General features: G+C 59.4%; 23 protein-coding genes. 20 read left to right on the forward strand and 3 right to left on the reverse strand.

Annotation, left to right across the window (positions count from 1 at the left end):
- Window positions 1-91: 91 nt before the first annotated feature.
- Together argF and ACIF4X_RS08925 are read left to right on the forward strand one after the other, a co-directional pair.
- Entirely contained in the window at window positions 92-1012 is a 921-nt protein-coding gene (argF, locus tag ACIF4X_RS08920) for an ornithine carbamoyltransferase (protein ID WP_045123046.1), read from the forward strand.
- Window positions 1009-2118 carry an ABC transporter ATP-binding protein gene (locus tag ACIF4X_RS08925; RefSeq protein WP_122589765.1) on the forward strand — a complete coding sequence of 370 codons (1110 nt, stop codon included), beginning with the start codon at window positions 1009-1011 and terminating at the stop codon, window positions 2116-2118. The genes argF and ACIF4X_RS08925 overlap by 4 nt, the downstream gene beginning before the upstream one ends.
- A 78-nt stretch (window positions 2119-2196) precedes the next feature.
- Here the strand turns inward: ACIF4X_RS08925 and ACIF4X_RS08930 are convergent, their stop codons facing one another.
- Both ACIF4X_RS08930 and ybaK read right to left on the reverse strand, forming a co-directional pair.
- Complete coding sequence (locus ACIF4X_RS08930; RefSeq protein ID WP_397481825.1) at window positions 2197-2979, reverse strand: PhzF family phenazine biosynthesis protein; 783 nt, start codon at window positions 2977-2979, stop codon at window positions 2197-2199.
- Between the two features lie 95 nt (window positions 2980-3074).
- Window positions 3075-3545 carry a Cys-tRNA(Pro) deacylase gene (gene ybaK, locus ACIF4X_RS08935; RefSeq protein ID WP_397481826.1) on the reverse strand — a complete coding sequence of 157 codons (471 nt, stop codon included), beginning with the start codon at window positions 3543-3545 and terminating at the stop codon, window positions 3075-3077.
- Between the two features lie 362 nt (window positions 3546-3907).
- On the opposite strand from ybaK, the gene ACIF4X_RS08940 reads away from it, so the two are divergent.
- The 4 genes from ACIF4X_RS08940 (at window position 3908) to glpD (ending at window position 8972) form a co-directional block, all read left to right on the forward strand.
- Window positions 3908-4759, forward strand: a complete 852-nt coding sequence (locus ACIF4X_RS08940) for an MIP/aquaporin family protein (RefSeq protein ID WP_397481827.1) — start codon at window positions 3908-3910, stop codon at window positions 4757-4759.
- Window positions 4760-4836: 77 nt separating this feature from the next.
- Window positions 4837-6339: a glycerol kinase GlpK gene (glpK, locus tag ACIF4X_RS08945; RefSeq protein WP_038369082.1), complete on the forward strand. Its 1503-nt coding sequence runs from the start codon at window positions 4837-4839 to the stop codon at window positions 6337-6339.
- A 95-nt stretch (window positions 6340-6434) separates the two neighbouring features.
- Complete coding sequence (locus tag ACIF4X_RS08950; protein ID WP_007916700.1) at window positions 6435-7190, forward strand: DeoR/GlpR family transcriptional regulator; 756 nt, start codon at window positions 6435-6437, stop codon at window positions 7188-7190.
- 246 nt (window positions 7191-7436) lie between these two features.
- The gene (gene glpD / locus ACIF4X_RS08955; RefSeq protein ID WP_397481828.1) at window positions 7437-8972 is read left to right on the forward strand and encodes a glycerol-3-phosphate dehydrogenase; all 1536 of its coding nucleotides are present in this window, start codon (window positions 7437-7439) and stop codon (window positions 8970-8972) included.
- Between the two features lie 254 nt (window positions 8973-9226).
- Here the strand turns inward: glpD and ACIF4X_RS08960 are convergent, their stop codons facing one another.
- Entirely contained in the window at window positions 9227-10114 is an 888-nt protein-coding gene (locus ACIF4X_RS08960; protein ID WP_397481829.1) for a LysR family transcriptional regulator, read from the reverse strand.
- A gap of 105 nt (window positions 10115-10219) precedes the next feature.
- On the opposite strand from ACIF4X_RS08960, the gene ACIF4X_RS08965 reads away from it, so the two are divergent.
- The 14 genes from ACIF4X_RS08965 (at window position 10220) to ACIF4X_RS09030 (ending at window position 26094) form a co-directional block, all read left to right on the forward strand.
- Window positions 10220-11587, forward strand: coding sequence for an MFS transporter (locus ACIF4X_RS08965; RefSeq protein WP_397481830.1), 1368 nt, complete (start codon window positions 10220-10222; stop codon window positions 11585-11587).
- A complete protein-coding gene (locus tag ACIF4X_RS08970; RefSeq protein ID WP_397481831.1) occupies window positions 11568-11984 on the forward strand; it encodes a DUF4440 domain-containing protein in 417 nt (138 codons plus the stop codon). The genes ACIF4X_RS08965 and ACIF4X_RS08970 overlap by 20 nt, the downstream gene beginning before the upstream one ends.
- Window positions 11981-12913 (forward strand): flavin reductase family protein, encoded by a 933-nt coding sequence (locus tag ACIF4X_RS08975; RefSeq protein WP_397481832.1) that lies wholly within the window; start codon window positions 11981-11983, stop codon window positions 12911-12913. Before ACIF4X_RS08970 ends, ACIF4X_RS08975 begins: the two co-directional genes overlap by 4 nt.
- A 14-nt stretch (window positions 12914-12927) precedes the next feature.
- Window positions 12928-14226 (forward strand): Rieske 2Fe-2S domain-containing protein, encoded by a 1299-nt coding sequence (locus ACIF4X_RS08980; RefSeq protein WP_397481833.1) that lies wholly within the window; start codon window positions 12928-12930, stop codon window positions 14224-14226.
- Window positions 14207-14692 carry an aromatic-ring-hydroxylating dioxygenase subunit beta gene (locus ACIF4X_RS08985; protein WP_397481834.1) on the forward strand — a complete coding sequence of 162 codons (486 nt, stop codon included), beginning with the start codon at window positions 14207-14209 and terminating at the stop codon, window positions 14690-14692. The genes ACIF4X_RS08980 and ACIF4X_RS08985 overlap by 20 nt, the downstream gene beginning before the upstream one ends.
- Before the next feature lie 19 nt (window positions 14693-14711).
- Complete coding sequence (locus ACIF4X_RS08990; RefSeq protein WP_397481835.1) at window positions 14712-16421, forward strand: FAD-dependent oxidoreductase; 1710 nt, start codon at window positions 14712-14714, stop codon at window positions 16419-16421.
- Between the two features lie 30 nt (window positions 16422-16451).
- A complete protein-coding gene (locus ACIF4X_RS08995; RefSeq protein ID WP_397481836.1) occupies window positions 16452-17780 on the forward strand; it encodes an amidase family protein in 1329 nt (442 codons plus the stop codon).
- Window positions 17781-17932: 152 nt separating this feature from the next.
- A complete protein-coding gene (gene mtr / locus ACIF4X_RS09000) occupies window positions 17933-19192 on the forward strand; it encodes a tryptophan permease (protein ID WP_397481837.1) in 1260 nt (419 codons plus the stop codon).
- A gap of 262 nt (window positions 19193-19454) precedes the next feature.
- Window positions 19455-20381 (forward strand): glutamate/aspartate ABC transporter substrate-binding protein, encoded by a 927-nt coding sequence (locus tag ACIF4X_RS09005; protein WP_077574373.1) that lies wholly within the window; start codon window positions 19455-19457, stop codon window positions 20379-20381.
- Window positions 20382-20574: 193 nt separating this feature from the next.
- The gene (locus tag ACIF4X_RS09010; protein ID WP_397481838.1) at window positions 20575-21321 is read left to right on the forward strand and encodes an amino acid ABC transporter permease; all 747 of its coding nucleotides are present in this window, start codon (window positions 20575-20577) and stop codon (window positions 21319-21321) included.
- Complete coding sequence (locus tag ACIF4X_RS09015; protein WP_003227756.1) at window positions 21321-21992, forward strand: amino acid ABC transporter permease; 672 nt, start codon at window positions 21321-21323, stop codon at window positions 21990-21992. Before ACIF4X_RS09010 ends, ACIF4X_RS09015 begins: the two co-directional genes overlap by 1 nt.
- Window positions 21989-22723 carry an amino acid ABC transporter ATP-binding protein gene (locus tag ACIF4X_RS09020; RefSeq protein ID WP_007963947.1) on the forward strand — a complete coding sequence of 245 codons (735 nt, stop codon included), beginning with the start codon at window positions 21989-21991 and terminating at the stop codon, window positions 22721-22723. Before ACIF4X_RS09015 ends, ACIF4X_RS09020 begins: the two co-directional genes overlap by 4 nt.
- 144 nt (window positions 22724-22867) lie before the next feature.
- Window positions 22868-24769, forward strand: coding sequence for an ATP-binding protein (locus tag ACIF4X_RS09025; protein ID WP_397481839.1), 1902 nt, complete (start codon window positions 22868-22870; stop codon window positions 24767-24769).
- The gene (locus ACIF4X_RS09030) at window positions 24766-26094 is read left to right on the forward strand and encodes a sigma-54-dependent transcriptional regulator (RefSeq protein WP_397481840.1); all 1329 of its coding nucleotides are present in this window, start codon (window positions 24766-24768) and stop codon (window positions 26092-26094) included. Before ACIF4X_RS09025 ends, ACIF4X_RS09030 begins: the two co-directional genes overlap by 4 nt.
- Window positions 26095-26101: the final 7 nt, after the last annotated feature.

A 26101-nucleotide genomic window follows, 5' to 3' on the forward strand; every position in this document is an offset into this window, starting at 1 on the left:
GCCCCGTGCGGCTTACGCCGCAGGTCTCGCCCGTTGTTCCGATAAACAAGGCTTTGAGCATCTGCGGTTTGTAGCAAAAAGGTAGTCAATGATGAGCGCAAGGCACTTTCTCTCCCTGATGGATTGCACGCCCGAAGAGCTGGTCAGCGTGATCCGTCGAGGCGTTGAGCTCAAGGACCTGCGTAACCGCGGCGTACTGTTCGAGCCTCTGAAAAACCGCGTGCTGGGTATGATCTTCGAGAAGTCATCGACCCGTACCCGGATCTCGTTCGAGGCCGGCATGATCCAGCTCGGCGGCCAGGCGATCTTCCTCTCGCCGCGCGACACCCAACTGGGCCGTGGCGAACCGATCGGCGACTGCGCCATCGTCATGTCGAGCATGCTCGATGCGGTGATGATCCGCACCTTCGCCCACAGCACTCTGACCGAATTCGCCGCCAACTCGCGCGTCCCGGTGATCAACGGCCTGTCCGATGACCTGCACCCGTGCCAGTTGCTGGCAGACATGCAGACCTTCCTTGAACACCGTGGCTCGATTCAGGGCAAGACCGTGGCCTGGATCGGCGACGGCAATAACATGTGCAACAGCTATATAGAGGCGGCGATCCAGTTCGACTTCCAGTTGCGCGTCGCCTGCCCGGAAGGCTACGAGCCCAACCCAGAGTTCGTGGCCAAGGCTGGCGATCGTGTGACCATCGTCCGCGACCCGCAGGACGCCGTGCGCGGCGCGCACCTGGTGAGCACCGATGTCTGGACTTCGATGGGCCAGGAAGAGGAAACTGCCAAGCGCCTCAAGCTGTTCGCGCCGTTCCAGGTCAACCGTGCCCTGCTCGACCTCGCTGCCGAGGACGTGCTGTTCATGCACTGCTTGCCTGCGCACCGTGGCGAAGAAATCAGCCTCGACCTGCTTGATGACCCGCGCTCCGTCGCCTGGGATCAGGCAGAAAACCGTCTCCACGCACAGAAGGCCCTGCTCGAGTTCCTCGTCGAACCGGCATATCACCACGCATGAGCCATGAATTACTGCTGAACCTGCGCAACCTAGCTTGCGGCTATCAAGATCAACGTGTGGTGCAGAACCTCAATCTGCACCTCAACGCCGGTGACATCGGCTGCCTGCTGGGCTCGTCCGGCTGCGGCAAGACCACCACCCTGCGCGCCATCGCCGGTTTCGAACCGGTGCACGAAGGTGAAATCACCCTCGGTGGCGAAACCATTTCCAGCGCCGGTTTCACCTTGGCGCCGGAGAAGCGCCGGATCGGCATGGTGTTCCAGGACTACGCGCTGTTCCCGCACCTGAGCGTCGCCGACAACATCGCCTTCGGTATTCGCAAGCACCCGAACAAGGAGCGCGTCACCGAAGAGCTGCTCGAACTGGTCAACCTGAAAAACCTCGGCAAACGCTTCCCGCACGAGTTGTCCGGCGGCCAGCAACAGCGCGTCGCCCTCGCCCGCGCCTTGGCGCCGGAGCCACAATTGCTGCTGCTCGACGAGCCGTTCTCAAACCTCGATGGCGAGTTGCGCCGCAAGCTCAGCCACGAAGTGCGCGACATCCTCAAGGCCCGTGGCACCAGCGCGATTCTGGTGACCCACGATCAGGAGGAAGCCTTTGCCGTCAGCGATCACGTTGGCGTGTTCAAGGAAGGTCGACTCGAACAGTGGGACACGCCGTACAACCTGTATCACGAACCGGCCACGCCGTTTGTAGCGAGTTTTATCGGACAGGGTTACTTCATTCGCGGCCAGCTCGGCAGCCCGGAATCGGTGCAGACTGAACTGGGCGAGCTGCGCGGCAATCGGGCTTACACCTGGCCGATTGGCGGCGCGGTGGATGTGTTGTTGCGTCCGGATGACATTGTTTATGCGCCGGACAGTGCGTTGAAAGCGCGGATTGTCGGCAAGACGTTCCTTGGGGCGTCGACGCTGTATCGTTTGCAACTGCCGACGGGTGCGCAGCTGGAATCGATTTTCCCGAGCCACGCTGATCATCAGGTGGGGGCGGAAGTGGGGATTCGTGTCGCCGCTGAACACCTCGTACTTTTCCAGGCTTCGGGCAGCACCGCTGCACAAATCCCGGCAGTGGAAAACGGCGTCCGCCGCTATAGCACCGCGCTTTAAAGATCAAAAGATCGCAGCCTTCGGCAGCTCCTACAGGGATCAATGTAGGAGCTGCCGAAGGCTGCGATCTTTTCGCTTTTAACCGAGGATCAGGGTGCCGCTGGCAACCAGCGTCGCATTGCCGCCAATCTTCACCCGCTCGCCCTCCAATCGACAGAACAACTCCCCACCCCGCGCCGAACGCTGGCACGCAGTCAGGCTCGATTTGCCCAGTCGCTTCGACCAATACGGAATCAGGCTGCAATGTGTCGAGCCGGTCACCGGATCCTCATTGATGCCAATTGCCGGTGCGAAATAGCGCGAGACGAAGTCATGTTGATTGCCGCGCGCCGTGACGATCGCGCCCAGCCAAGGCAGCTTGGCCAACGCGACCATGTCCGGCTTGCAATCAAGCACCGCCTGCTCCGATTCCAGCACCACAAACAGTTCGTTTGAGCCGAGCACATCAACGGCTTCAACGCCCAATGCTCGTTCGACATCCAGCGTCACACCAATCTCTGACGGCACGATGCAAGGAAAATCCAGCCACAACCGATCACCTTCCCGAGTGACGCTCAACGGGCCGGATTTAGAGGTGAAGTCGATACGCTCGACGGTTTCCTTGTAGATCTCGAACAGCACATAAGCACTGGCCAGCGTAGCGTGCCCGCACAGCGGCACTTCAGTGGTCGGGGTGAACCAACGGATGTGCCACGCCTGACCTTCGCGGACCAGAAACGCGGTTTCCGCCAGATTGTGTTCCGCGGCGATGTTCTGCATCAGCTCATCCGCGAGCCAGGCATCCAGCCGATAAATCATCGCCGGATTACCACTGAACGGCCGATCACTGAATGCGTCGACCTGATGAAACTCGAGCTGCATAACCTTCTCCTTAAGTCAGTCGCCCGAGCATGCAACCACGAGGCGATCAGCGCCAGTGACAGAACCGGCCAATTTTCCACATACAGCAATAACGGCTATGGACGGCCGATGTCGGCAAATTTCGCCTGGGTATGTTCGGCGAGCACGGCGGGTGCCAATTCCACTTCCAGCCCACGCCGGCCGGCGCTGACATAAATAGTCGCAAAACCCTGAGCCGAGTGATCGATGAAGGTGCGCAGTCGCTTCTTCTGCCCCAACGGGCTGATGCCACCCAACAGATATCCGGTGGAACGCTGTGCTGCTGCCGGGTCGGCCATCTCGACTTTTTTCACACCGGCGGCATGCGCCAGCCCCTTGAGGTCGAGGCTTCCGACGACCGGCACTACTGCAACCAGCAATTCACCTTTTTCGCTGGCGGCAAGCAAGGTCTTGAACACCTGCGTCGGCTCAAGTGCCAGTTTTTCTGCGGCCTCCAACCCATAGGACGCGGCTTTGGGGTCATGTTCGTAACTGTGCACGCGATGTTCGGCACGAACTTTTTTCAACAAGTCCAACGCAGGGGTCATGGCAGCTCCGGGCTCGGCAGTGACGGAAAAACACTGTGCCGGATTCTAGGTGATCAGCCCCTAAAAGGCTCTATCCCAAGCCGTGATTCCCGTGACTTGCAGACACTCTGAGCGCGCCGTTCTGCATCGACGGCAAAGGATCATTCACACAGCGAATAGTTTTATTGTGACCGATGGTTCACTTTCGACCTTTGACAGGTTTGTTTCTTGTCTATATTTTTTCGAATCTGAATAATGTAAGAATTATCGTCATCGCAGCACCCCGCAGTAAACCGGGAAAGGAATGGGGATTTCTGACCGGGGAAAATCGCGCCCTGCCCTATCGGCAAGACGCCAGACAACAACAAAAACCGAGGTTTTCAATGACAACTGCTTTACAGCAACCATCGCTCTCGAGCCAATGCATGGCCGAACTTCTGGGTACTGCACTGCTGATCTTTTTCGGCACTGGTTGTGTTGCCGCGCTCAAAGTCGCGGGCGCCAGCTTCGGCCTGTGGGAAATCAGCATCATCTGGGGCGTCGGCGTGAGCATGGCGATCTACCTCACCGCCGGGGTTTCCGGCGCACACCTGAACCCGGCGGTCAGCATCGCGCTCGCGATCTTCGCTGACTTCGAAAAGCGCAAACTGCCGTTCTACATTCTTGCCCAGATCGCCGGCGCCTTCTGCGGAGCGCTGCTGGTTTACACGCTGTACAGCAATCTATTCTTCGATTACGAACAAACTCACCAAATGGTTCGCGGTTCGGCTGCCAGCCTTGAGTTGGCCTCCGTGTTCTCGACCTTCCCGAACCCGGTGCTGTCGACTGCTCAGGCGTTCCTGGTCGAGATGATCATCACCGCCATCCTGATGGGCGTGATCATGTCCCTCACCGACGACAACAACGGCCTGCCGAAAGGCCCACTGGCGCCGCTGCTGATCGGTTTGCTGATTGCCGTGATCGGCAGTTCGATGGGCCCGCTGACCGGTTTCGCGATGAACCCGGCACGTGACTTCGGTCCGAAACTGATGACTTTCTTCACCGGCTGGGGTGAAATTTCCTTCACTGGCGGCCGCGATATTCCGTACTTCCTGATTCCGATTTTTGCACCGATTGTCGGTGCCTGCCTCGGCGCTGCCGGGTATCGCGGGCTTATCGCTCGTCACCTGACCGGCGCCACACCTGCTACAAAGGATGCAGAACCGGCCATTGACGGCAAACCAAGAACTTCTTGAAACAGTCGGCGCCGGCTCCTGCCCAATAGAGCCTGCGCCACGGCCCACTCTCCCTTATTTCGTCCAAGGCAATCGACATGACCGACATTCAGAATAAGAACTACATCATTGCCCTCGATCAGGGTACGACCAGCTCCCGCGCGATCATTTTCGACCGCGATGCGAACGTGGTCTGCACCGCGCAGCGCGAATTCGCTCAGCATTACCCGCAGGCCGGTTGGGTCGAACACGATCCGATGGAAATCTTCGCCACCCAGAGCGCGGTGATGGTTGAAGCGCTGGCCCAGGCCGGTCTGCACCACGACCAGGTCGCAGCCATCGGTATCACCAACCAGCGCGAAACCACCGTGGTCTGGGACAAGACCACCGGTCGCCCGGTGTACAACGCCATCGTCTGGCAGTGCCGCCGCAGCACCGAGATCTGCCAGCAACTCAAGCGTGACGGCCACGAAGAGTACATCCGCGACAACACCGGTCTGGTCACCGACCCGTACTTCTCCGGCACCAAACTGAAGTGGATCCTCGACAACGTCGAAGGCAGCCGCGAGCGTGCACGCAACGGCGAACTGCTGTTCGGCACCGTCGATAGCTGGCTGATCTGGAAATTCACTGGCGGCAAGGTGCACGTCACCGACTACACCAACGCCTCGCGCACCATGCTCTTCAACATCCATTCGCTGGAATGGGATTCGAAGATGCTTGAGATCCTCGACATCCCGCGCGAAATGCTCCCGGAAGTGAAGGCTTCCTCGGAAATCTACGGTCGCACCAAAAGCGGCATCGCCATCGGCGGTATCGCCGGCGACCAGCAAGCGGCACTGTTCGGTCAGATGTGCGTTGAGCCGGGCCAGGCGAAAAACACCTACGGCACTGGCTGCTTCCTGCTGATGAACACCGGCGACAAAGCGGTGAAATCCCAGCACGGCATGCTCACCACCATCGCTTGCGGTCCGCGTGGCGAAGTCGCTTACGCACTGGAAGGCGCGGTGTTCAACGGCGGTTCGACCGTACAGTGGCTGCGTGATGAACTGAAGATCATCAACGACGCCCACGACACCGAATACTTCGCCAATAAAGTGAAGGACAGCAACGGCGTGTACCTGGTACCGGCATTCACAGGTCTGGGTGCTCCGTACTGGGACCCGTATGCCCGTGGCGCGCTGTTCGGGCTGACGCGCGGTGTGCGTGTGGATCACATCATCCGCGCTGCGCTGGAATCGATCGCCTACCAGACCCGCGACGTGCTCGACGCCATGCAACAGGACTCCGGCGAACGCCTCAAGGCCCTGCGCGTGGATGGCGGTGCGGTGGCGAACAACTTCCTCATGCAGTTCCAGGCCGATATCCTCGGCACTCAGGTCGAGCGCCCGCAAATGCGCGAAACCACGGCGCTGGGTGCGGCGTATCTGGCCGGTCTGGCGTGCGGTTTCTGGGGCAGCCTGGACGAACTGCGTGGTAAAGCGGTGATCGAGCGTGAGTTCGAGCCAAGCCTGGACGAAGTGGAGAAAGAGAAGCTGTACAAAGGCTGGAAGAAAGCCGTCAGCCGTACCCGTGACTGGGCGCGTGAGGACGCTGAATAAGCCAACCTGCAGAGACTGATAGGTAACTAACTGGTCGGGAGGAGATTCCTGCGGCATCATGGGCAAATTTTGCACGGCAGCCCAAAGGAAGCCCCATGAATCTGCCTCCCCGTCAGCAGCAAATCCTCGAGCTGGTCCGCGAACGCGGCTATGTGAGCATCGAGGAAATGGCCACGCTGTTCGTTGTTACCCCGCAAACCATCCGCCGCGACATCAATCAGCTCGCGGAAGCCAATCTGTTGCGTCGCTACCATGGCGGCGCCGCTTACGACTCCAGCGTCGAAAACACTGCCTATGCGATGCGCGCCGATCAGATGCGCGACGAAAAACAACGCATCGGTGAAGCCATCGCCGCACAGATTCCCGATCACGCCTCGCTGTTCATCAATATCGGCACGACCACCGAATCGATTGCTCGCGCCCTGCTCAATCACAATCACCTGAAGATCATCACCAACAACCTGCACGTAGCGTCGATGCTCAGTGCCAAGGATGATTTCGATGTGCTGCTGACTGGCGGCAATGTCCGTCGTGATGGCGGTGTGGTCGGTCAGGCGAGTGTGGATTTCATCAATCAGTTCAAGGTTGATTTCGCCCTGGTCGGGATCAGCGGGATCGATGAAGACGGCAGTTTGCTGGATTTTGATTATCAGGAAGTGCGGGTTTCGCAGGCGATCATTGCCAATGCACGGCAGGTGATTCTGGCCGCGGACTCGAGCAAGTTCGGGCGTAACGCGATGATCCGGTTGGGGCCGATCAGTCTGATCGATTGCCTGGTGACCGATCAGCAGCCGGTGCCGGCGTTGGCGCAGTTGTTGAGCCAGCACAAGATTCGCCTGGAAGTGGTTTAACCCCCCCAAGATCAAAAGATCGCAGCCTTCGGCAGCTCCTACATGGGTTCACTTGACCTGTAGGAGCTGCCGAAGGCTGCGATCTTTTGCATTTAATGTTCGAAAATTTTCTTTTAACCGCCCTTCGATGAGTTTTTTCAATCGAACGCGACTGGCTGCGCGCGTCTTTATGGGCTACCATTTTCGCAAATGAACATTCATGTTCGATTTCCAATATAGAAAATCAAAAGAACCCGAGGCCAGCCGATGTCCACCTCTACCTTGCGTACGCCCCCAATCTCCGAGATCTACGACATCGCCGTGATCGGTGGCGGGATCAATGGCGTGGGAATCGCAGCGGATGCCGCCGGTCGCGGGCTTTCGGTGTTCCTTTGCGAAAAGGACGATCTGGCCAGCCACACCTCGTCGGCCAGCAGCAAGCTGATCCACGGTGGCCTGCGCTACCTCGAACATTACGAATTCCGTCTGGTGCGCGAGGCGCTGGCTGAACGCGAAGTACTGCTGGCCAAAGCGCCGCACATCGTCAAACCGATGCGCTTCGTGTTGCCGCACCGTCCGCACCTGCGCCCGGCGTGGATGATTCGTGCAGGCCTGTTCCTGTATGACAACCTCGGCAAGCGCGAAAAACTCCCAGGTTCGAAAAGCCTGAAGTTCGGCGCCGACAGCGCGTTGAAAAGCGAAATCAAGAAAGGCTTCGAATACTCCGACTGCTGGGTCGACGACGCCCGCCTCGTGGTTCTGAACGCCATGGCCGCCCGCGAAAAAGGCGCCCACGTGCACACCCAGACTCGCTGCGTCAGCGCTCGCCGTACCAAGGGCCTGTGGCACCTGAACCTGGAACGTGCCGACGGCAGCCTGTTCTCGATCACTGCCAAAGCGCTGGTAAACGCCGCGGGCCCGTGGGTCGCCAAGTTCATTCGTGATGACTTGAAGATGGAATCGCCGTACGGCATCCGTCTTATTCAGGGCAGCCACATCATCGTGCCAAAGCTGTACGAAGGCGATCATGCGCACATCCTGCAAAACGAAGATCAGCGCATCGTTTTCACCATTCCTTACCTGAACCACTTCACCCTGATCGGCACCACCGACCGTGAATACACCGGCGATCCGGCGAAAGTCGCCATCACTGAAGGCGAAACTGATTACCTGCTGAAAGTGGTCAACGCGCACTTCAAACAGCAGATCAGCCGCGACGACATCCAGCACAGCTACTCGGGTGTACGCCCACTGTGCAACGACGAATCCGACAACCCGTCGGCCGTCACCCGCGATTACACCCTGGCCCTGTCGGCTGGCGGCGAAGAAGCGCCACTGCTGTCGGTGTTCGGCGGCAAGCTGACCACCTACCGCAAACTCGCCGAGTCGGCGATGGCGCAGTTGCTGCCGTTTTTCACCCAGATGCGCCCGAGCTGGACAGCCACCGCCACCCTGCCCGGCGGCGAAGACATGACCACGCCACAGGCTCTGTGCGCGCAGATTCGCGACAAGTTCGACTTCGTGCCGACCGAGATCGCCCGTCGCTGGTCCACCACTTACGGCAGCCGCACCTGGCGCATGCTTGAAGGCGTGGAAACCCTGGCCGACATGGGCGAGCACCTGGGCGGCGGACTCTACACCCGTGAAGTCGATTACCTGTGCAGCGAAGAATGGGCGACCACTGCCCACGACATTCTGTGGCGCCGCAGCAAACTCGGCTTGTTTACCACGCCGGCAGAGCAGGAAAAACTCGCAACCTATCTGGGTAAGGTTGAACAGAACCGCAAGATCGAAGCGGCCTGATTTTCGGATCAACGCTTAAACGAAAGCCCCTGAATTGAGAGATTCAGGGGCTTTTTGTTGTGCCAATGAGATCCAGCCCCCCTCACCCCAACCCTCTCCCCCCAAGGGGGGCGAGGGGAAAAGGGAGCAGATCGGCGAAGATTTCCAATCCTGAGGTCGACTCGATATTTCAGGTCGGCATACTCGCAAGGGCAACGCGGTCAGTCCCCTCTCCCCCTGGGAGAGGGCTAGGGTGAGGGGCTTTTGGGCCAGCATCACTGCGCCAGGTGCAACAACAGAAAATCAATGAACGCCCGTGACTTGTGTGGCAGATGCGGGGTGTTCGGAAATACCACATTGATCGACTGCGAAGGCAACGAATACTCCGGCAGCAAGCGCACCAGATGCCCGGCAGCAATGTCATCGGCCACCACCCAGGCCGGCAGAACCGACACCCCCAGCGACGACAACGTCATCGAGCGAATCGCCGTCGACGAGTTCGACTCGAAGTGGCTGGTACCGCCAACCTCGACGCCCTGCCCTTGGCCATGACGCAATGTCCAATGGGTCGGCGCCTGCAAATTGCTGTTGGCAATCCACGGCACGCTGTTCAGGTCCTGCGGCTCACGCACCGGATGTCGGACCAGGAATTGCTCGGTGGCCACCAGCACGATTTCATAATCGGCCAACTTGCGGCTCTTGAATGCCGAATCCGCCAAGTTGCCCAGACGGATCACCAGATCAAGTTTTTCCGCGACCAGATCATTCAACGAAGAGTTGAAGTTGTAGCACAGGCGAATTTCCGGATAACGCTCGGAGAACAGAGGGATCAACGGCAGAATATACTTTTCACCGTATTCACTGGTTGAACTAATTCGTAACTTTCCGGACACCCGATTATTACCTTTCAGGACATTATCAAACGCATTGTCGATGTCTGCGACAATGCCCTTGAACTCTTCATAAAACTCCTGACCTATTTCGGTCAGCGATATATTGCGGGTATTGCGGATCAACAGCGTCGCCGACAAAACTTCTTCCAGCGCCTTGACATGCAGGCTGGCCATGGCTTTGCTGATACTCAGATAGTTTGCAGCCTTGGTATAAGAACCAAAATCCACCACCGCAAGGAACGTCTGAACCCGATTAAGATGAGAGTGCATGGCGCTATGGCTCACTGTTAAATCCTGTCAAACATTGTTTTAAGCATAGTCGTATCGACACTTCAAGTCCATCGCCCCTATGCTGCGCGGCAAAGGGGATTCAACATGAACTATCGCTATAAGATCGCGCTGATCTTTCTGATCGGCTTTTTTATTGACTGTATAAACATATTTATGTCGGCGGTGGCACTGCCCAGTATATCGGCAACTTTACAGGTCAGTACTTCATCGGTGGCGTGGGTCGCCAATGCTTATATTCTTGGCCTGACCCTGATTATTCCGGTCAGCACCTGGCTGGCCGGGCGTTTTGGCAGTCGCGAAATTCTCACCGCTTCGATGCTGGTGTTCACCGGCTCTGTGTGGATGTGCGGCATGGCCGACAGTTTCCACGAACTGGTGATCTGGCGCTTCGTTCAGGGCGTCGGTGGCGGGCTGCTGATTCCGGTCGGTCAGGCGCTGACCTTCAATCTGTTTCAGGGCGAGCAGCGGGCGAAGATATCCACACTGGTGATGGCCGTCGCGCTGATTGCCCCGGCCATTTCACCGACGGTCGGCGGCATCATTGTCGACAGCAGTTCATGGCGTTGGGTGTTCTACAGCAACATTCCGTTCTCGTTGATCGCCGCCGGGCTGTCGTGGTTCTGGATCAAGGAAAGCAAACCGGCCGATCTGCCACGCCCTGACATCAAAGGCCTGCTGTTGGTCAGTGCCGCGCTCGCCAGCCTGCTGATGGGCATGTCGCTGTACGGCGGCGACTACCCGGCGCTGGCCGCGTTGAGCTGTGTCGCGGCGGGCTTGCTGTTCATCGTGCTGTACCTGCGGCACTACCGCCGCTGCAACAACGCGATCATCGAATTGAGCCTGCTTAAAAGCAAAAAACTCAGCACCTCGATCCTCATCTATTACGCGATTCCCGGCGTGTTCACCGGGGTCAACCTGATGAGCATTTTCTTCCTGCAGAACACCCTGCACTTCAGCGCCCGACTGACCGGGATGTTCATGATCCTCTATGCCATCGGCGCCTTCATTGCGATGACGATTTGCGGCCGGGTCTACAACCGCGTCGGCGCGAAACGCCTGTTCACCCTCGGCATGCTCCTGCACAGCGCCGGCATCGCCACGCTGATGCTGGTCAGCGCGCCAACGGACCTGTGGGTGATCGTCATCGCTTACAGCTTGATGGGCATCGGCGGTGGCATCGGCGCCAACACCGCGCAGACCACCTCGCTGATGGACTTTGCCGGCGGCGATACGCACAAGGCCAGCGTGATCTGGAACATCAATCGGCAGATGTCGTTCAGCCTCGGTGCCGCGTTGTTTCTGATGATCTTCAATGTGCTGCTCAAGCAGTTCGATACCACACAGGCTTACCACGCGACCTTCGCGATTGCCGCTCTGGTCGGGCTGTTCCCGCTGTTTCAGATGAGTCAATTGAACCCTCCAAAGGAATGCCATGAACAACAACCTGGTTGAACGAGCGCAACACAGTATTCACCACGTGCACGAACTGATTCATCGCGTCTTCACCGATGCCGACGGTGCCGGCGCAGACGCCATCGCGCCGCTGATGGACGTGTTCGCCGAGCACTTCAGCATGGTCACCACCTCGGCCGCCGTGGTCGGTCGGGCACAAGTCGAGCAACTGTTCAGCGGCGCCGTCGGTGCCCGCAAAGGTCTGGAGATCCTGATCAGCGAGCTGCACACGGTCTGGCACGAAGGCACGACCGTGGCCCTGCGCTACAAGGAAACCCATCGCCTGAACCAAAGCGAAACCTCGCGTATTTCGCTGGCGATCCTGCGTGTCCAGCACCACGACGTGCAGTGGTTGTACCTGCACGAAACACCGCTGAGCCAGGAAAATCCTGCATGAAATACACCGTCACCCACTGCCGGATGCTCTCGGCGTCGATCAAGGAAGTCACCGTCAGCGGCCCGCCTTCCCTGATCGACATGAGCCATGCCGGGACACATTTCAAATGGCTGATCCCGGGGCTGGAAGATGGTCGGCATTACTCGACGGTGCATGTGAACGAGGGTGAGGATGGTCAGTTCACCTTCGCCATTCGCCTCTCGCCGGACTCCGCCAGCAGCCAGTACATCGACACCTTGGCCGTCAATGACAGCGTGGAACTTGAAGGTCCGTTGAACACCTTCAACTACCCGATCGACGCTGACAGCGGGCGTGACATCGCGATTGCCGGCGGCATCGGCATCACGCCGCTGACCGGCATCCTGCGCCATCTCGACGCGTTGAACCGCCCTGCGCACCTGCATTACTTCGCCAAGAGCGCCGACGACGCGGTCTACGCCCGGCACCTGCAAGAACACCTGAAAGAGCGCATGCAACTGCACCTCTCCGGCAGTCGTCCGGCGATCAGCGAAGTGCTCGCCGATCTGCGCGCCGATGACCGTCTGTATGTCTGCGGCCCGGCGGCGATGCTCAACGCAGTGCTCAGCCACGCCGAGAGCGTCGGCCTGGCGCGTGAGCAGATCCATCTGGAAGTCTTCAACGTTGCCCGCGATGACGCCGCGCAAGGCTTTGTCATCGAGGCGGCCGACTCCGGCGTCAGCGTCAATGTCGGCCCGCAACAGTCGCTGCTCGAAGCTTTGGAGGCGGCAGGACTCGATCCGCTGTACGACTGCCGTCGTGGTGAATGCGGCGTCTGTGCGCTGGACGTACTGGAAGGCGAAGTCGATCACCGCGATTTCATCATGAGCGAACAGGAAGCGGCGTGCAGTGCGCGAATCTACCCCTGCGTCTCCCGCGCCAAAAGCCCGCGCCTGAAACTGGCGATCTGAGAGAGGACACCCCGTTGGACAACTATTTCAATGGCAGAGAAGTGCATAAATCTCTGTTCCTTGATCAGGCGCTTTTCGAACAGGAACAGCAGCGCGTATTCGCTGCGAGTTGGTGTTACCTGGGTCACGACAGCCTGATCCCCGAGACCGGCGACTACTTCACCACCACCCTCGCGCAACAGCCGCTGGCGATGGTGCGGCAAAAGAACGGCGCCATCGTCGTCCTGCACAATCGCTGCCCGCACAAAGGCGTGAAAGTCCTCGCTGAAGCGCGAGGCAATGTCGGCCGCTTCATGCGCTGCCCATACCACGCCTGGACGTTCAAGACTGACGGCGAGCTGCTGAGCATTCCGGTAAAAAAGGAATACGACGACTGCGACCTCAGCAGTTGTTCCGCGCACAAAGGCATGCGCCCGGTGAACGCGGTGCACAACTATCGCGGCTTCGTGTTTGTCCGTTTGACAGAAGAAGGCATCGGCTTCGAGGCGTTTTTCGGCGAGTCGCTGTCGACACTCGACAACATGGTCATGCGCTCACCGCAGGGCCAGTTGAAAGTGATCGGCCAGCCACTGCTGCACCGGCATCGCTGCAACTGGAAAATGGTCGTCGACAACCAGACCGACACCTGCCACCCGATGATCGCCCACGAGTCTTCGGCCGGCGAAGCCATACGCCTGTGGCAGGAAACCGGCAATCAGGGCAAGCCACCGATGGCGGTCGAACTGTTCTCGCCGTTCATGGCCTCCTACGAGTTTTTCGCCGGCATGGGTATTCGGGTCTGGCCCAATGGCCACGGGCACACAGGGGTCAGCAATTCGATCCACAAGGCGTACACCGACATCCCCGGTTACTGGGAATTGATGGTCGAAAGCTACGGTGAAGAACAGGCCCGGGCGATCCTCGACGACACCCGCCACAACACCGTGTATTTCCCCAACCTGATGGTCAAGGGACCGATCCAGACCTTGCGTGTGATCAAACCGGTCAGCGCCCGCGAAACCATCGTCGAGTCGTGGATCTTCGAACTGCAAGGCGCGCCCGTGCAGTTGCTGGAAAGAACCGTGCAGTACAACAACCTGATCAACTCGCCGTGCTCGATGGTCGCCCACGACGACGTGGAAATGTACGAACGGGCCATGGAAGGCCTGGGCAGCGACGCCAACGAATGGGTCAACGTCGCCCGCTTGTTCAGCCCGAACGAATCTTATGCGCAGAGCCAAGTGGTGTCCGGCACCAGCGAAATGGCCATGCGTAATTTCTATAACAGTTGGCAGCACTTGATGCGGGACGACCATGCAACACGATCAATCTAATCACCATGCCATCGAGCAACTGATCGAAACCGAACTGAACTTGCTCGACCAGCAGGATTTCGACGCCTGGCAACAGCTGCTCAGCGATGACTACCACTACTGGATCCCGATGACCCGTGAGCAGGTCAGCCCGTTGCACGAATCATCGCTGGTGTACGAAGACCGTTTTCTGACCACGCTGCGGATCAACCGACTGGCCAATGCACGCAACTTTTCCCAGCAACCGAAGAGTCGCAGCCTGCACATCGCCCAGCGCCCGCGCATCAGCCTCGACGCAGCCTCGTTCAGCGCCTTCGCCAGCTCCAACATGCTTTATTGCGAAGCCCGCGGCGACAACGAATGGCACTACCCGGTGACCGTCGAACATCAACTGATCAACATCGATGGCACGTGGAAGATTCACGGCAAGAAGATCCTGTTGCTCAACCCCGCACGCGCCCTTGAAAGCCTGCAGCTCATTATCTGATCGATCGAGAAGTCCCCCTGTGAAAGCTATTTCCCATGATGTCAGTCAGGCGTCCGCGTGCCTGTCTTTTCCCTACGTCGATCTACTGTATGACTATGGCCAGTTTCTGCGCAGTGCCGAGGAAGCCATTGGTTACCTGCCGGCGGAAACTGCCGAGAAACACATCGGCATCGTCGGCGCCGGCCTCAGCGGGCTGGTCGCCGCTTACGAATTGCTGCGCGCCGGTGCGCGTCGCGTGACGTTGTTTGAAGCCGAACCTGAGCATGTCGGCGGGCGCCTGCTGACGCAGTGCTTTGACGAGGAACAGCCACAATTCATCGCGGAAATGGGCGCCATGCGCTTTCCGCCGAGTGAGGTCGGTCTGTTTCATTACCTCAACCGATTCGGCATCCAGACCACCGAAGCGTTTCCCGACCCGGGTGTTGTCGACACTGAAATCCACTACCGGGGCGAGGCCCATCACTGGGCGGCGATGCAACCACCGCCGGCATTGTTCAGCACCGTGCACCAGGGCTGGATCGCGTTTCTCAGCGAAGGTGTCACCCTTGATGACGGTACGTGCCTGGCACCGCCGCTGCTGATCACCGAATTGCTCAAGCAGCACAATTACTGCGAAGTACAGCCCGAGTGGCAACGCTATCTGGACTGCTTCGGTGACAGCTCCTTTTACTCGGCGATGGTGCGCATCTTCACCGGCAAAAAGCCGCCGGGCGGCAAGCCGTGGCGCAAGCCCGAAGACTTCCATCTGTTCGGCTCGCTGGGCATTGGCTCGGGCGGTTTCCAGTCGGTGTACCGCGCCTCGTTCACCGAGATCCTGCGTCTGGTGGTGAATGCGCTGGAGGTCAATCAGCGTCTGGTACCCAACGGCATTTCCTCGCTGGCCGAGCGGATTGCCGACACCGAATTCAACGGTATTCAGGTGCGCGACATGATCTGCCGCACACGCATCGAATCGATCAACAAGGGTGCGCACGGCGAAATTCTGCTGGCCGGCAGCAATGGCGAAACCTACGCCTGCGACCGCGTCATCACCACCACCACGACCCGCGCCCTGCAAGTGAACCTCAAGCTCACGCAGAACCAGGCCTTCGTCAATCGCGACGTCGCGCGGGCGATCAACGAAACGCATATGGTCGGCTCATCCAAGCTGTTCATCCTGACCAAGGACAAGTTCTGGCTCAAACATGGCTTGGCCCAGAACATCCAGACCGACACCCTGGTCAAGGGCGTGTATTGCCTCGACTACGCGCCTCACGATCCGGATTCCTGGGGCGTGGTGCTGATCAGTTACACCTGGGAAGACGACTCGCACAAGATGGTTTCGATGACCGACAAAGTGCAGCGTTGCCTGCGTCTGGTCGATGAACTGGCGATGAGCGCACCGGAATTTGCCAGCCATCTGCTCCCGCTGGACGGTGACTATCAGCGTTACGTTCTGGAATACGACTGGCTGACCGACAAGCACGCACTCGGCGCTTTCAAGCTGAATTTCCCCGGCGACGACATTTACTCCGAGCGCCTGTTTTATCAGTTCCGCACCGCACTCGATCCGAAACAGGACACCGGTTTGTATCTGGCCGGTTGCGGCGCCTCGTTCACCGGCGGCTGGGCCGAGGGCGCGATCCAGACCGCGCTGAATGGCGCGTGCGCGGTGATCAGCAGCCTGGGCGGCGACCTGATTGCCGGCAACCCGCTCGACGACTTGCACTCGCAGTACCGCTACTGCTGACCCAGTCCCTATCCACGCCGAGAACAATCCATGTACAGCCAGCTTTCAATTGAACAGCTCGTCAACGGTTTTCGCAGTGGCCAACACTGCCCGGACACCTGGCAGCACGCCTTGCGCGAGCGTCATGTGCAGATGCAACACCTGAACAGTTTCATCACCTTCGACCCGTCAGCGTTCAAGGCAAATGCCGCCGGGCCCGACAGCGCACTGTATGGACTGCCGGTGTCGTTCAAGGACAACATCAACGTCAGCGGCCTGCCGACCACCGCCGGCACGCCCGGGCTGGCCGACTATGTGCCGCAGAACGATGCCGACATCGTTCAGCGCTTTCGGCAATTGGGCGCGCAGGTTGTGGGCAAGAACAACATGCACGAATTGTCGTTCGGCGTGACCTCGGCCAACCACTCTCATGGCGCCGTGATCAACCCCGCCAACGAGCGCCACAGTGCCGGCGGCAGCAGCGGCGGTTGCGCGGCGGCAGTCGCCGCTGGGCTGGTGCCCTGCGCGGTCGGCACCGACACCGGCGGTTCGGTACGGATACCGGCGGCGTTCTGCGGCATCGTCGGGTTTCGTCCGACTACGGGCGTGTACCCCGCCGATGGCATCGTCCCGGTGTCACAAACCAAAGACACCCCGGGCCTGCTGACCCGCACGGTGGAAGATTGCCAGTTCGTTCACGCGCAACTGAGCGGCAGCCTGCATCAGGCTGAAACCCGACCGTTGCGCATTGGCATTCCCGAGCGTTTTCTCTGGACCGACCTCGCTGACAACGTGCAACGCGCTTGCCGCGCGGCCATCGATACCTTGGCCGAGCGCGGCGTGATCATCGTGCCGGTCGACGATGCCGTGATTGGCGAGATCAACGAGAGCATTCAGTTTCCCCTGCCGATCTATGAGTTCTTCATCGACTTTCCACGCTTCCTGATGAAAGCAGGGCGCGGCGAACAGTTCCTCGACATCCTCGCGCAGATTCGCGATCCGGCGATCAAGAAAATCCTCACCGCCCAACTGGAAAGCCCGGCGATTTCCTACACCGACTACGTGCAGGCGCTGATGAGCAAGCTGCGTCTGGAGAAGGAGTACCGCGCCCTGTTCAGCCGCCATCAACTGGATCTGCTGGCTTACCCGACCGTCACTTGCAGCGCGCCATTGCTCAGCGATTGTTCGGATGAAAGCAACTTTGAAACTTTCGTGCGCAATACCGATCCGGCGAGCAACCTGGCGGCGCCGAGCATCAGCGTTCCGGTGGCGGCGGCGGGTGAGCTGCCAGTGGGCCTGTCGTTTGATGCGCTGCCGGGGCAGGACAGCTTTTTGCTGGCGAATGTTCAACGGTTAGCTCGTTTGCTCAACATCGCCTAAACCACGATCCCTGTGGGAGCGAGCCTGCTCGCGAAGGCGTCGTGTCAGTCGACATCAACTTCGTCTGCCAGACCGCATTCGCGAGCAGGCTCGCTCCCACAGGGGGACCTTGCGTCGATGCACCTATAACAATTCAAATTGCGGGCCTTGCCATGCGCGTCACCTCAATATCCTCCGTTCCCGCTGTCGAACGCTCGCCGTCGATCCTTGGCGGCGCCATGATCATCGGCGGCACCATCGTCGGTGCCGGCATGTTCTCGCTGCCGGTGATCATGTCCGGCCTTTGGTTCTACGGCTCGGTCGCCGTGCTGCTGTTTGCCTGGTTCTGCACCTTGCACTCAGGCCTGATGATTCTCGAAGCTAACCTCAACTACCGCGAAGGCGCGAGTTTCTCCACGATCACCGGCGATCTGCTCGGCCGTAGCTGGAGCCGTTTGAACGGCTTGAGCATTGTGTTTGTCCTCTACACCCTGACGTACGCCTACATTTCCGCCAGCGGCTCAGTGATTCACCACACCGCGCAATCCTTCGGGCTTGAATTGTCATCGCGCGCGGGCGGTTTGGGGTTCACGCTGCTGGTGGCGTTCATTGTCTGGCTGAGTACCACGGCGGTGAGTCGCATGACTACGCTGGTGTTCGGCGCAAAAATCCTCGCATTCTTTCTGACCTTCGGCGGTTTGCTGGGCCATGTGCAAAGCACCACGCTGCTTGATCTGAACAGCGGCGACAGCCACTACTGGCCCTATTTGCTGGTGACCCTGCCCTTCTGCCTGACTTCGTTCGGTTTTCACGGCAACGTGCCGAGCCTGATGAAGCACTACGGCAAGGATCCACAGCGGATTCGCGCCTGTCTGGTCGGCGGCACCTTGATCGCACTGGCGCTGTATCTGGTGTGGATGCTGTGCAGCATGGGCAACATTCCCCGCGACGCGTTCAGGGACATTGCGCAGCGCGGCGGCAACATCGATGTGCTGATCAGCGCCCTGGGGGCACGGCTCAACAGCGCCAACGTCGATCTGCTGCTGACGTTTTTCTCCAATTTCGCCGTGGCCTGTTCGTTTCTCGGGGTAACCCTGGGTTTGTTCGATTACCTGGCCGATGTGCTCAAGTTCGACGACAGCCCCGTCGGTCGCCTGCAGACGGCGGCCGTGACGTTCGGGCCACCGATGCTCGGTGGTTTTCTCTGGCCGGAAGGCTTTCTGCATGCCATCGGTTTCGCCGGGTTGGCGGCAACGTTGTGGGCGGTGATCACCCCGGCGCTGCTGGCACGCGCGTCGCGCAAGCGCTTTGGCAGCCCGCGCTATCGCGTGTGGGGCGGCACGCCGATGATCGTTCTGGTGCTGTTTTTCGGGGCGATCTGTGCGACGTCCCATGTACTGTTCGTGTTTGATTGTCTGCCGGTATGGCGCTGAGGCGTCGCGTTCGGTTTTCCGAACGCGACTTCACGGTCGATTCGGTTAACCGGATCAGCCAAGCTGAAAAATACTGCCACAAAACTTTAATAACGTTATAAATCATCAGGTTAGCTATCTGCGACTGGTCTGGCACGACTCATGCTCTACACTCTCTCGACGAATGCCTGTTGCGCCAACACTTCAGGAGCCGTCAGGCATTCGAAGCACAAAAGGGCCGACAAACTGGCTCCATAAAAAAAACAATGTCGAGGAAAATTTGATGCGCATCGTTCCCCACATCCTGGGCGCAGCCATTGCGGCCGCTCTGATCAGCACGCCAGTTTTCGCCGCCGAACTCACCGGCACCCTGAAGAAAATCAACGATTCGGGCACCATCACGCTCGCTCACCGCGACAGCTCCATTCCGTTTTCCTACATCGCGGACGCTTCCGGCAAACCCGTGGGCTACTCCCACGACATTCAAGTGGCCATCGTCGAGGCCCTGAAAAAAGACCTGAACAAGCCAGACCTGCAGGTCAAATACAACCTGGTGACCTCGCAAACCCGTATCCCGCTGATCCAGAACGGCACCGCGGATATCGAGTGCGGCTCCACCACCAACAACGCCGAGCGCGCTCAACAAGTCGACTTCACCGTCAACATCTTCGAAATCGGCACCCGACTGCTGGTCAAGAAAGACAAGGATGGCAAGCCGTCCTACGCTGACTTCGCCGACCTGAAAGGCAAAAACGTCGTGACCACCGCCGGCACCACGTCCGAGCGCATCATCAAAGCGATGAACGCCGACAAGCAGATGGGCATGAACATCATCTCCGCCAAAGACCACGGCGAATCCTTCAACATGCTGGAAAGCGGCCGCGCCGTGGCCTTCATGATGGACGACGCGCTGCTGGCCGGCGAAGAAGCCAAGGCCAAGAAACCGGCTGACTGGATCATCACCGGTACTCCACAGTCCTTCGAAGCCTACGCGTGCATGGTTCGTAAAGACGACCCGGCCTTCAAGAAGGCTGTCGATGACGCCATCGTCGCCCTGTACAAGTCTGGCGAGATCAACAAGATCTACAGCAAGTGGTTCGAAAGCCCGGTCCCACCAAAAGGCCTGAACCTGAACTTCCCGATGAGCGACAAGGTTAAAGATCTGATCGCCAACCCGAGCGACAAGCCGGCGCCTGACGTAAAAATCTGATTCCTGACTAACCTTATTGCCTGAGGGGGCCACTCTCCCTCAGGCGTCTGTTACTACCTGCGGGCTTTACTGTGGAACACTCGACCTGGCGGTTTTCGAGCCGATCGCGTGTGCCTGACGTTCAACGTCAGGCGGGAAAGGATCTTCCCCAAGCGGGTGCTTGTACATCGATCGATCTCGAGGGGAGACCCTAATGAATTACAACTGGGACTGGGGCGTGTTCTTCAAGTCCACCGGCGTCGGCAGCGAGACTTATCTCGACTGGTACGTCACCGGTTTGGGCTGGACCATTGCCATCGCCATCGTGGCGTGGATCATCGCCTTGCTGCTGGGCTCCATTCTGGGGGTCATGCGCACGGTGCCGAACCGCATCGTATCGGGCATCGCCACCTGCTACGTGGAACTGTTTCGCAACGTGCCACTGCTGGTTCAGCTGTTCATCTGGTACTTCCTGGTACCCGACCTGCTGCCGCAAAACCTGCAGGACTGGTACAAACAGGACCTCAACCCGACCACCTCGGCTTACCTGAGCGTTGTCGTGTGCCTGGGCCTGTTCACCGCTGCCCGCGTTTGCGAACAAGTGCGCACCGGCATCCAGGCGCTGCCACGCGGCCAGGAATCCGCCGCCCGCGCCATGGGCTTCAAGCTGCCGCAGATCTACTGGAACGTGCTGCTGCCCCAGGCTTACCGCATCATCATTCCGCCGCTCACCTCGGAATTCCTCAACGTCTTCAAGAACTCCTGCGTGGCGTCCCTGCTCGGCCTGATGGAACTGCTGGCGCAAACCAAACAGACCGCCGAATTCTCGGCCAACCTGTTTGAAGCCTTCACCCTGGCCACGCTGATTTACTTCACCCTGAACATGAGCCTGATGTTGCTGATGCGCATGGTCGAGAAGAAAGTCGCGGTGCCCGGCCTGATCTCCGTGGGGGGTAAATAATGGACTTCGATTTCAGCGGCATCATCCCCGCCATCCCGGGCCTGTGGAACGGCATGGTCATGACCTTGCAGTTGATGGTCATGGGCGTGGTCGGCGGCATCGTGCTGGGGACGATCCTCGCGCTGATGCGCTTGTCATCCAGCAAACTGCTGTCGCGCGTTGCTGGCGCTTATGTGAACTACTTTCGTTCGATCCCGCTGCTGTTGGTGATCACCTGGTTCTACCTGGCGGTACCGTTCGTGCTGCGCTGGATCACTGGCGAAGACACGCCGATTGGCGCGTTCACTTCCTGCGTCGTGGCGTTCATGATGTTCGAAGCCGCGTACTTCTGCGAAATTGTCCGGGCCGGTGTGCAGTCGATCCCCAAAGGTCAGATGGCCGCCGCGCAGGCGATGGGCATGACCTATGGCCAGACCATGCGTCTGATCATCCTGCCCCAGGCGTTCCGCAAGATGACCCCGTTGTTGCTGCAACAGTCGATCATCCTGTTTCAGGACACCTCGCTGGTCTACACCGTGGGCCTGGTGGACTTCCTTAACTCCGCCCGCTCCAGCGGCGACATCATCGGTCGTTCCAACGAGTTTCTGATCTTCGCCGGTGTCGTCTACTTCATCATCAGCTTTTCCGCCTCGCTGCTGGTCAAGCGTCTGCAAAAAAGGTTTGCCGTATGATCTCTATCAAGAACATCAACAAGTGGTATGGCGACTTCCAGGTGCTGACTGATTGCAGCACCGAGGTCAAAAAAGGCGAAGTGATCGTGGTCTGCGGCCCGTCGGGGTCCGGCAAGTCGACCCTGATCAAATGCGTCAACGCGCTGGAGCCGTTCCAGAAAGGCGACATCGTCGTCGACGGCACCTCGATTGCCGACTCGAAGACCAACCTGCCGAAACTGCGTTCGCGCGTCGGCATGGTGTTCCAGCATTTCGAACTGTTCCCGCACCTGACCATCACCGAAAACCTGACCATCGCGCAGATCAAGGTGTTGGGCCGCAGCAAGGAAGAGGCGACAAAAAAAGGTCTGCAACTGCTCGAGCGCGTCGGTCTGTCGGCACATGCCCACAAGCATCCGGGACAACTGTCCGGCGGTCAGCAACAGCGTGTGGCGATTGCCCGTGCGCTGGCGATGGACCCGATCGTCATGCTGTTCGACGAACCGACCTCGGCGCTCGACCCGGAAATGGTCAACGAAGTGCTCGACGTGATGGTGCAACTGGCCCACGAAGGCATGACGATGATGTGCGTGACCCACGAAATGGGCTTTGCGCGCAAAGTGGCCGACCGAGTGATCTTCATGGACGCCGGCAAGATCATCGAAGACTGCCCGAAAGAGGAATTTTTCGGCGACATCAGCGCCCGTTCCGAACGTGCGCAGCACTTCCTCGAGAAAATCCTGCAGCACTAAAAGCAACACCGCCTCCCCCTGTAGGAGCTGCCGCAGGCTGCGATCTCTTGACTTTGTTTTTAAAGATCAAAAGATCGCAGCCTGCGGCAGCTCCTACAGGGGATTGGTGAAGTCTGTTGTGGTGGTTGACCCAAGGCAACTGTGATGAAATGCGACCCCAATCTCTATCGCGCCGCGCCGCCATCACTTGCCGTGAAACCCCGTCTGATTCGTCATTTGTTCCTGCCGCCGCTGATCATCGCCCTGATGATCGGCCTGGGTTTCATCGGCTTCTGGACCAGTGAACATTTCGGCATTCGCAGCCTCGGCGAAAATGGCCAGCGCCAGCTGGAACTGCACGCCCGTGCGGTCGAGAGCGAGATCAGTAAATACACCTACCTGCCCAGCCTGCTGGAACTCGAAACGAGTGTGTCGCAACTGCTCGCCGAGCCGACCCCGGAGCACCGGCAAAAGGTCAACGATTACCTCGAAGGCCTGAACCGACGCAGCCGCAGTCGGGCCATCTACGTCATGGACACCACCGGCCGTGTCATGGCCACCAGCAACTGGCGCGATGTCGACAGTTACCTCGGTGAAGACCTGTCCTTTCGTGCCTACTTCCAGAGAGCCATCCGTGGCGAACCCGGACGTTTCTACGGTATCGGCAGCACCAACGGCGAACCGGGTTACTACCTCGCCCACGGCCTCGAAGAACACGGCAAGATCATCGGCGTCGCCGTGGTCAAGGTGCGCCTTGAAGCCATGGAAGAACGCTGGCAACGCGCACGTCTGGAAGCCTTTGTCAGCGATGAAAACGGCATCATCATTCTCTCCAGTGATCCGGCCCGACGCCTCAAGTCAGTGATCCCGCTCACTGACGAAATCAAAGAGAAACTCGCCCGCAGCCTGCAGTACTACTGGTTCCCGCTCAACGAACTGCAACCGCTGGCCCGTGAAACCCTGTCCGAAGGCGTGGAAAAACTCACCTTTCCCGCCAACAGCGAAGTGCGCTCCGACGATGACGACATCAGCTATCTCGCGCAGACCCGGCCACTGACCGACACGCCGTGGAATTTCACCCTGCTCACACCGTTGCAGGACCTGCGCCGTGAAGCAATCAATCAAGGGATTCTGGTCGCGGTCGCCTTCGCGTTGGTCGCCTTCTTGCTGATCGCCTGGAACGAACGGCGCAAGGTCATCGCCACCCGCCTCGCCGCCCGCGAAGCCTTGCAGGAAGCCAACAATCAGCTTGAGCGTCGGATTACCGAACGCACCACCGACCTGCGCGCCAGCAACGAGCGTCTGAAGAGCCAGATCCGCGAACGCCGTCAGGCCGAAGAGACCCTGCGCCGTGCGCAGGATGAGCTGGTGCAGGCCGGAAAACTCGCTGCCATTGGCCAGATGTCGACCAGCATCGCCCACGAATTGAACCAGCCGCTGGCAGCGATGCGTACGCTGTCGGGCAACACCGTGCGCTTCCTCGAACGGGGTCAACTGGATGTCGCCAGCACCAATCTGAAAACCATCAACGAGCTGATCGACCGCATGGGCCGGATCACCGCCAGCCTGCGTTCGTTCGCCCGCCGCGGTGACAACCAAGGCCAGGCCAGCCTCGGCAAAGCCGTGGAGGCAGCGCTGCAATTGCTCGGTGCGCGCGTGGAGAATTCAACGCTGGACATACACCGGCAGTTCATCGATGTGCAGGTGCAGATCGACCAGACCCGCCTTGAACAGATTCTGGTCAACCTGATCGGCAATGCCCTCGACGCCATGCAGGCGCAACCACAGCCCGAACTGTGGCTGGAGGGTGAAGAGTTCAACGGTAAATATCGCCTGCGCGTGCGCGATAACGGCCACGGCGTCGACGCCGAAGCGCGCAAGCATCTGTTCGAACCGTTCTTCACCACCAAACCCGGCGAACAAGGCCTGGGTCTGGGACTGACGCTTTCCGCCAGCCTCGCGGCTGCCACCGGTGGTCACCTGGGTGTCGAACACCCGGCCAGCGGTGGCGCCACCTTCGTCCTCAGTTTACCGTTGGTAAGCCCAACTCCTGCCGAGCCAATATGAACCCCGAACTCAGTGTACTGATCGTCGAAGACGACCCCCATGTGCTGCTCGGTTGCCAGCAGGCGCTGACCCTGGAAGACATTCCCTGCGTGGGCGTCGGCAGTGCCGAGGAAGCGCTGGAGCGGGTCGGCGACAACTTTGCCGGCATCGTCATCAGCGACATTCGCCTGCCGGGCATCGATGGTCTGGAACTGCTGACCCGCCTCAAACAACGCGATCGCAGCCTGCCGGTGGTGTTGATCACCGGCCACGGCGATATTTCCATGGCCGTCGGCGCGATGCAGAAAGGCGCCTACGACTTCATGGAAAAACCGTTCTCGCCGGAACGTCTGGTGGATGTCGCGCGTCGGGCGCTGGAGCAACGCAGCCTCGCCCGCGAAGTGTCGTCGCTGCGCCGCCAACTGGCCGAACGAGATTCCCTCGAAGGACGGATCATCGGTCGCTCGCCGGCGATGCAGAACCTGCGAGAACTGATCGCCAACGTCGCCGATACCTCGGCCAACGTGTTGATCGAAGGCGAGACCGGCACCGGTAAAGAACTGGTCGCCCGTTGCCTGCACGACTTCAGTCGTCGTCACAGCAAGCAATTCGTCGCACTGAACTGCGGCGGCCTGCCGGAAAACCTCTTCGAAAGCGAAATCTTCGGTCACGAGGCGAACGCCTTCACCGGCGCTGGCAAACGGCGCATCGGCAAGATCGAACACGCGGATGGCGGCACGCTGTTCCTCGACGAAGTGGAAAGCATGCCCCTGCCCTTGCAGATCAAACTGCTGCGCGTGCTGCAGGAGCGGACCCTCGAACGCCTCGGTTCAAACCAGAGCGTGGCGGTCGATTGCCGGGTGATTGCGGCGACCAAGTCCGACCTCGATGAATCGAGCAAAGCCGGGGAATTTCGCAGCGACTTGTACTACCGCCTCAACGTGGTGACGCTGGAGCTGCCGCCATTGCGCGAGCGTCGCGAAGACATCCTGCAACTGTTCGAACACTTCACCCAACAGTCGGCCCTGCGCTTTGATCGCGCATTGCCGGAGCTGGATAACCAGACCCTGTCGAACCTGATGAGCCATGACTGGCCAGGCAACGTGCGTGAACTGCGCAACGTCGCCGAGCGCTTCGCCCTCGGCTTGCCGGCGTTCAAGAAGTCTGGCGCCAACAGTGGCGGACAAGGGCTGGCGTTTGCCGAAGCGGTGGAAGCGTTCGAGCGCAACCTGCTCAGCGATGCCCTGCAACGCAGCGGCGGCAACCTGACTCAGGCCAGTCTTGAGCTGGGCATGGCCAAGACCACGCTGTTCGATAAAGTGAAAAAATACGGCCTGAGCCATTAAGCGAGAA

The sequence above is a fragment of the Pseudomonas sp. NPDC085632 genome, assembly GCF_044541255.1.
Lineage (GTDB): Bacteria > Pseudomonadota > Gammaproteobacteria > Pseudomonadales > Pseudomonadaceae > Aquipseudomonas.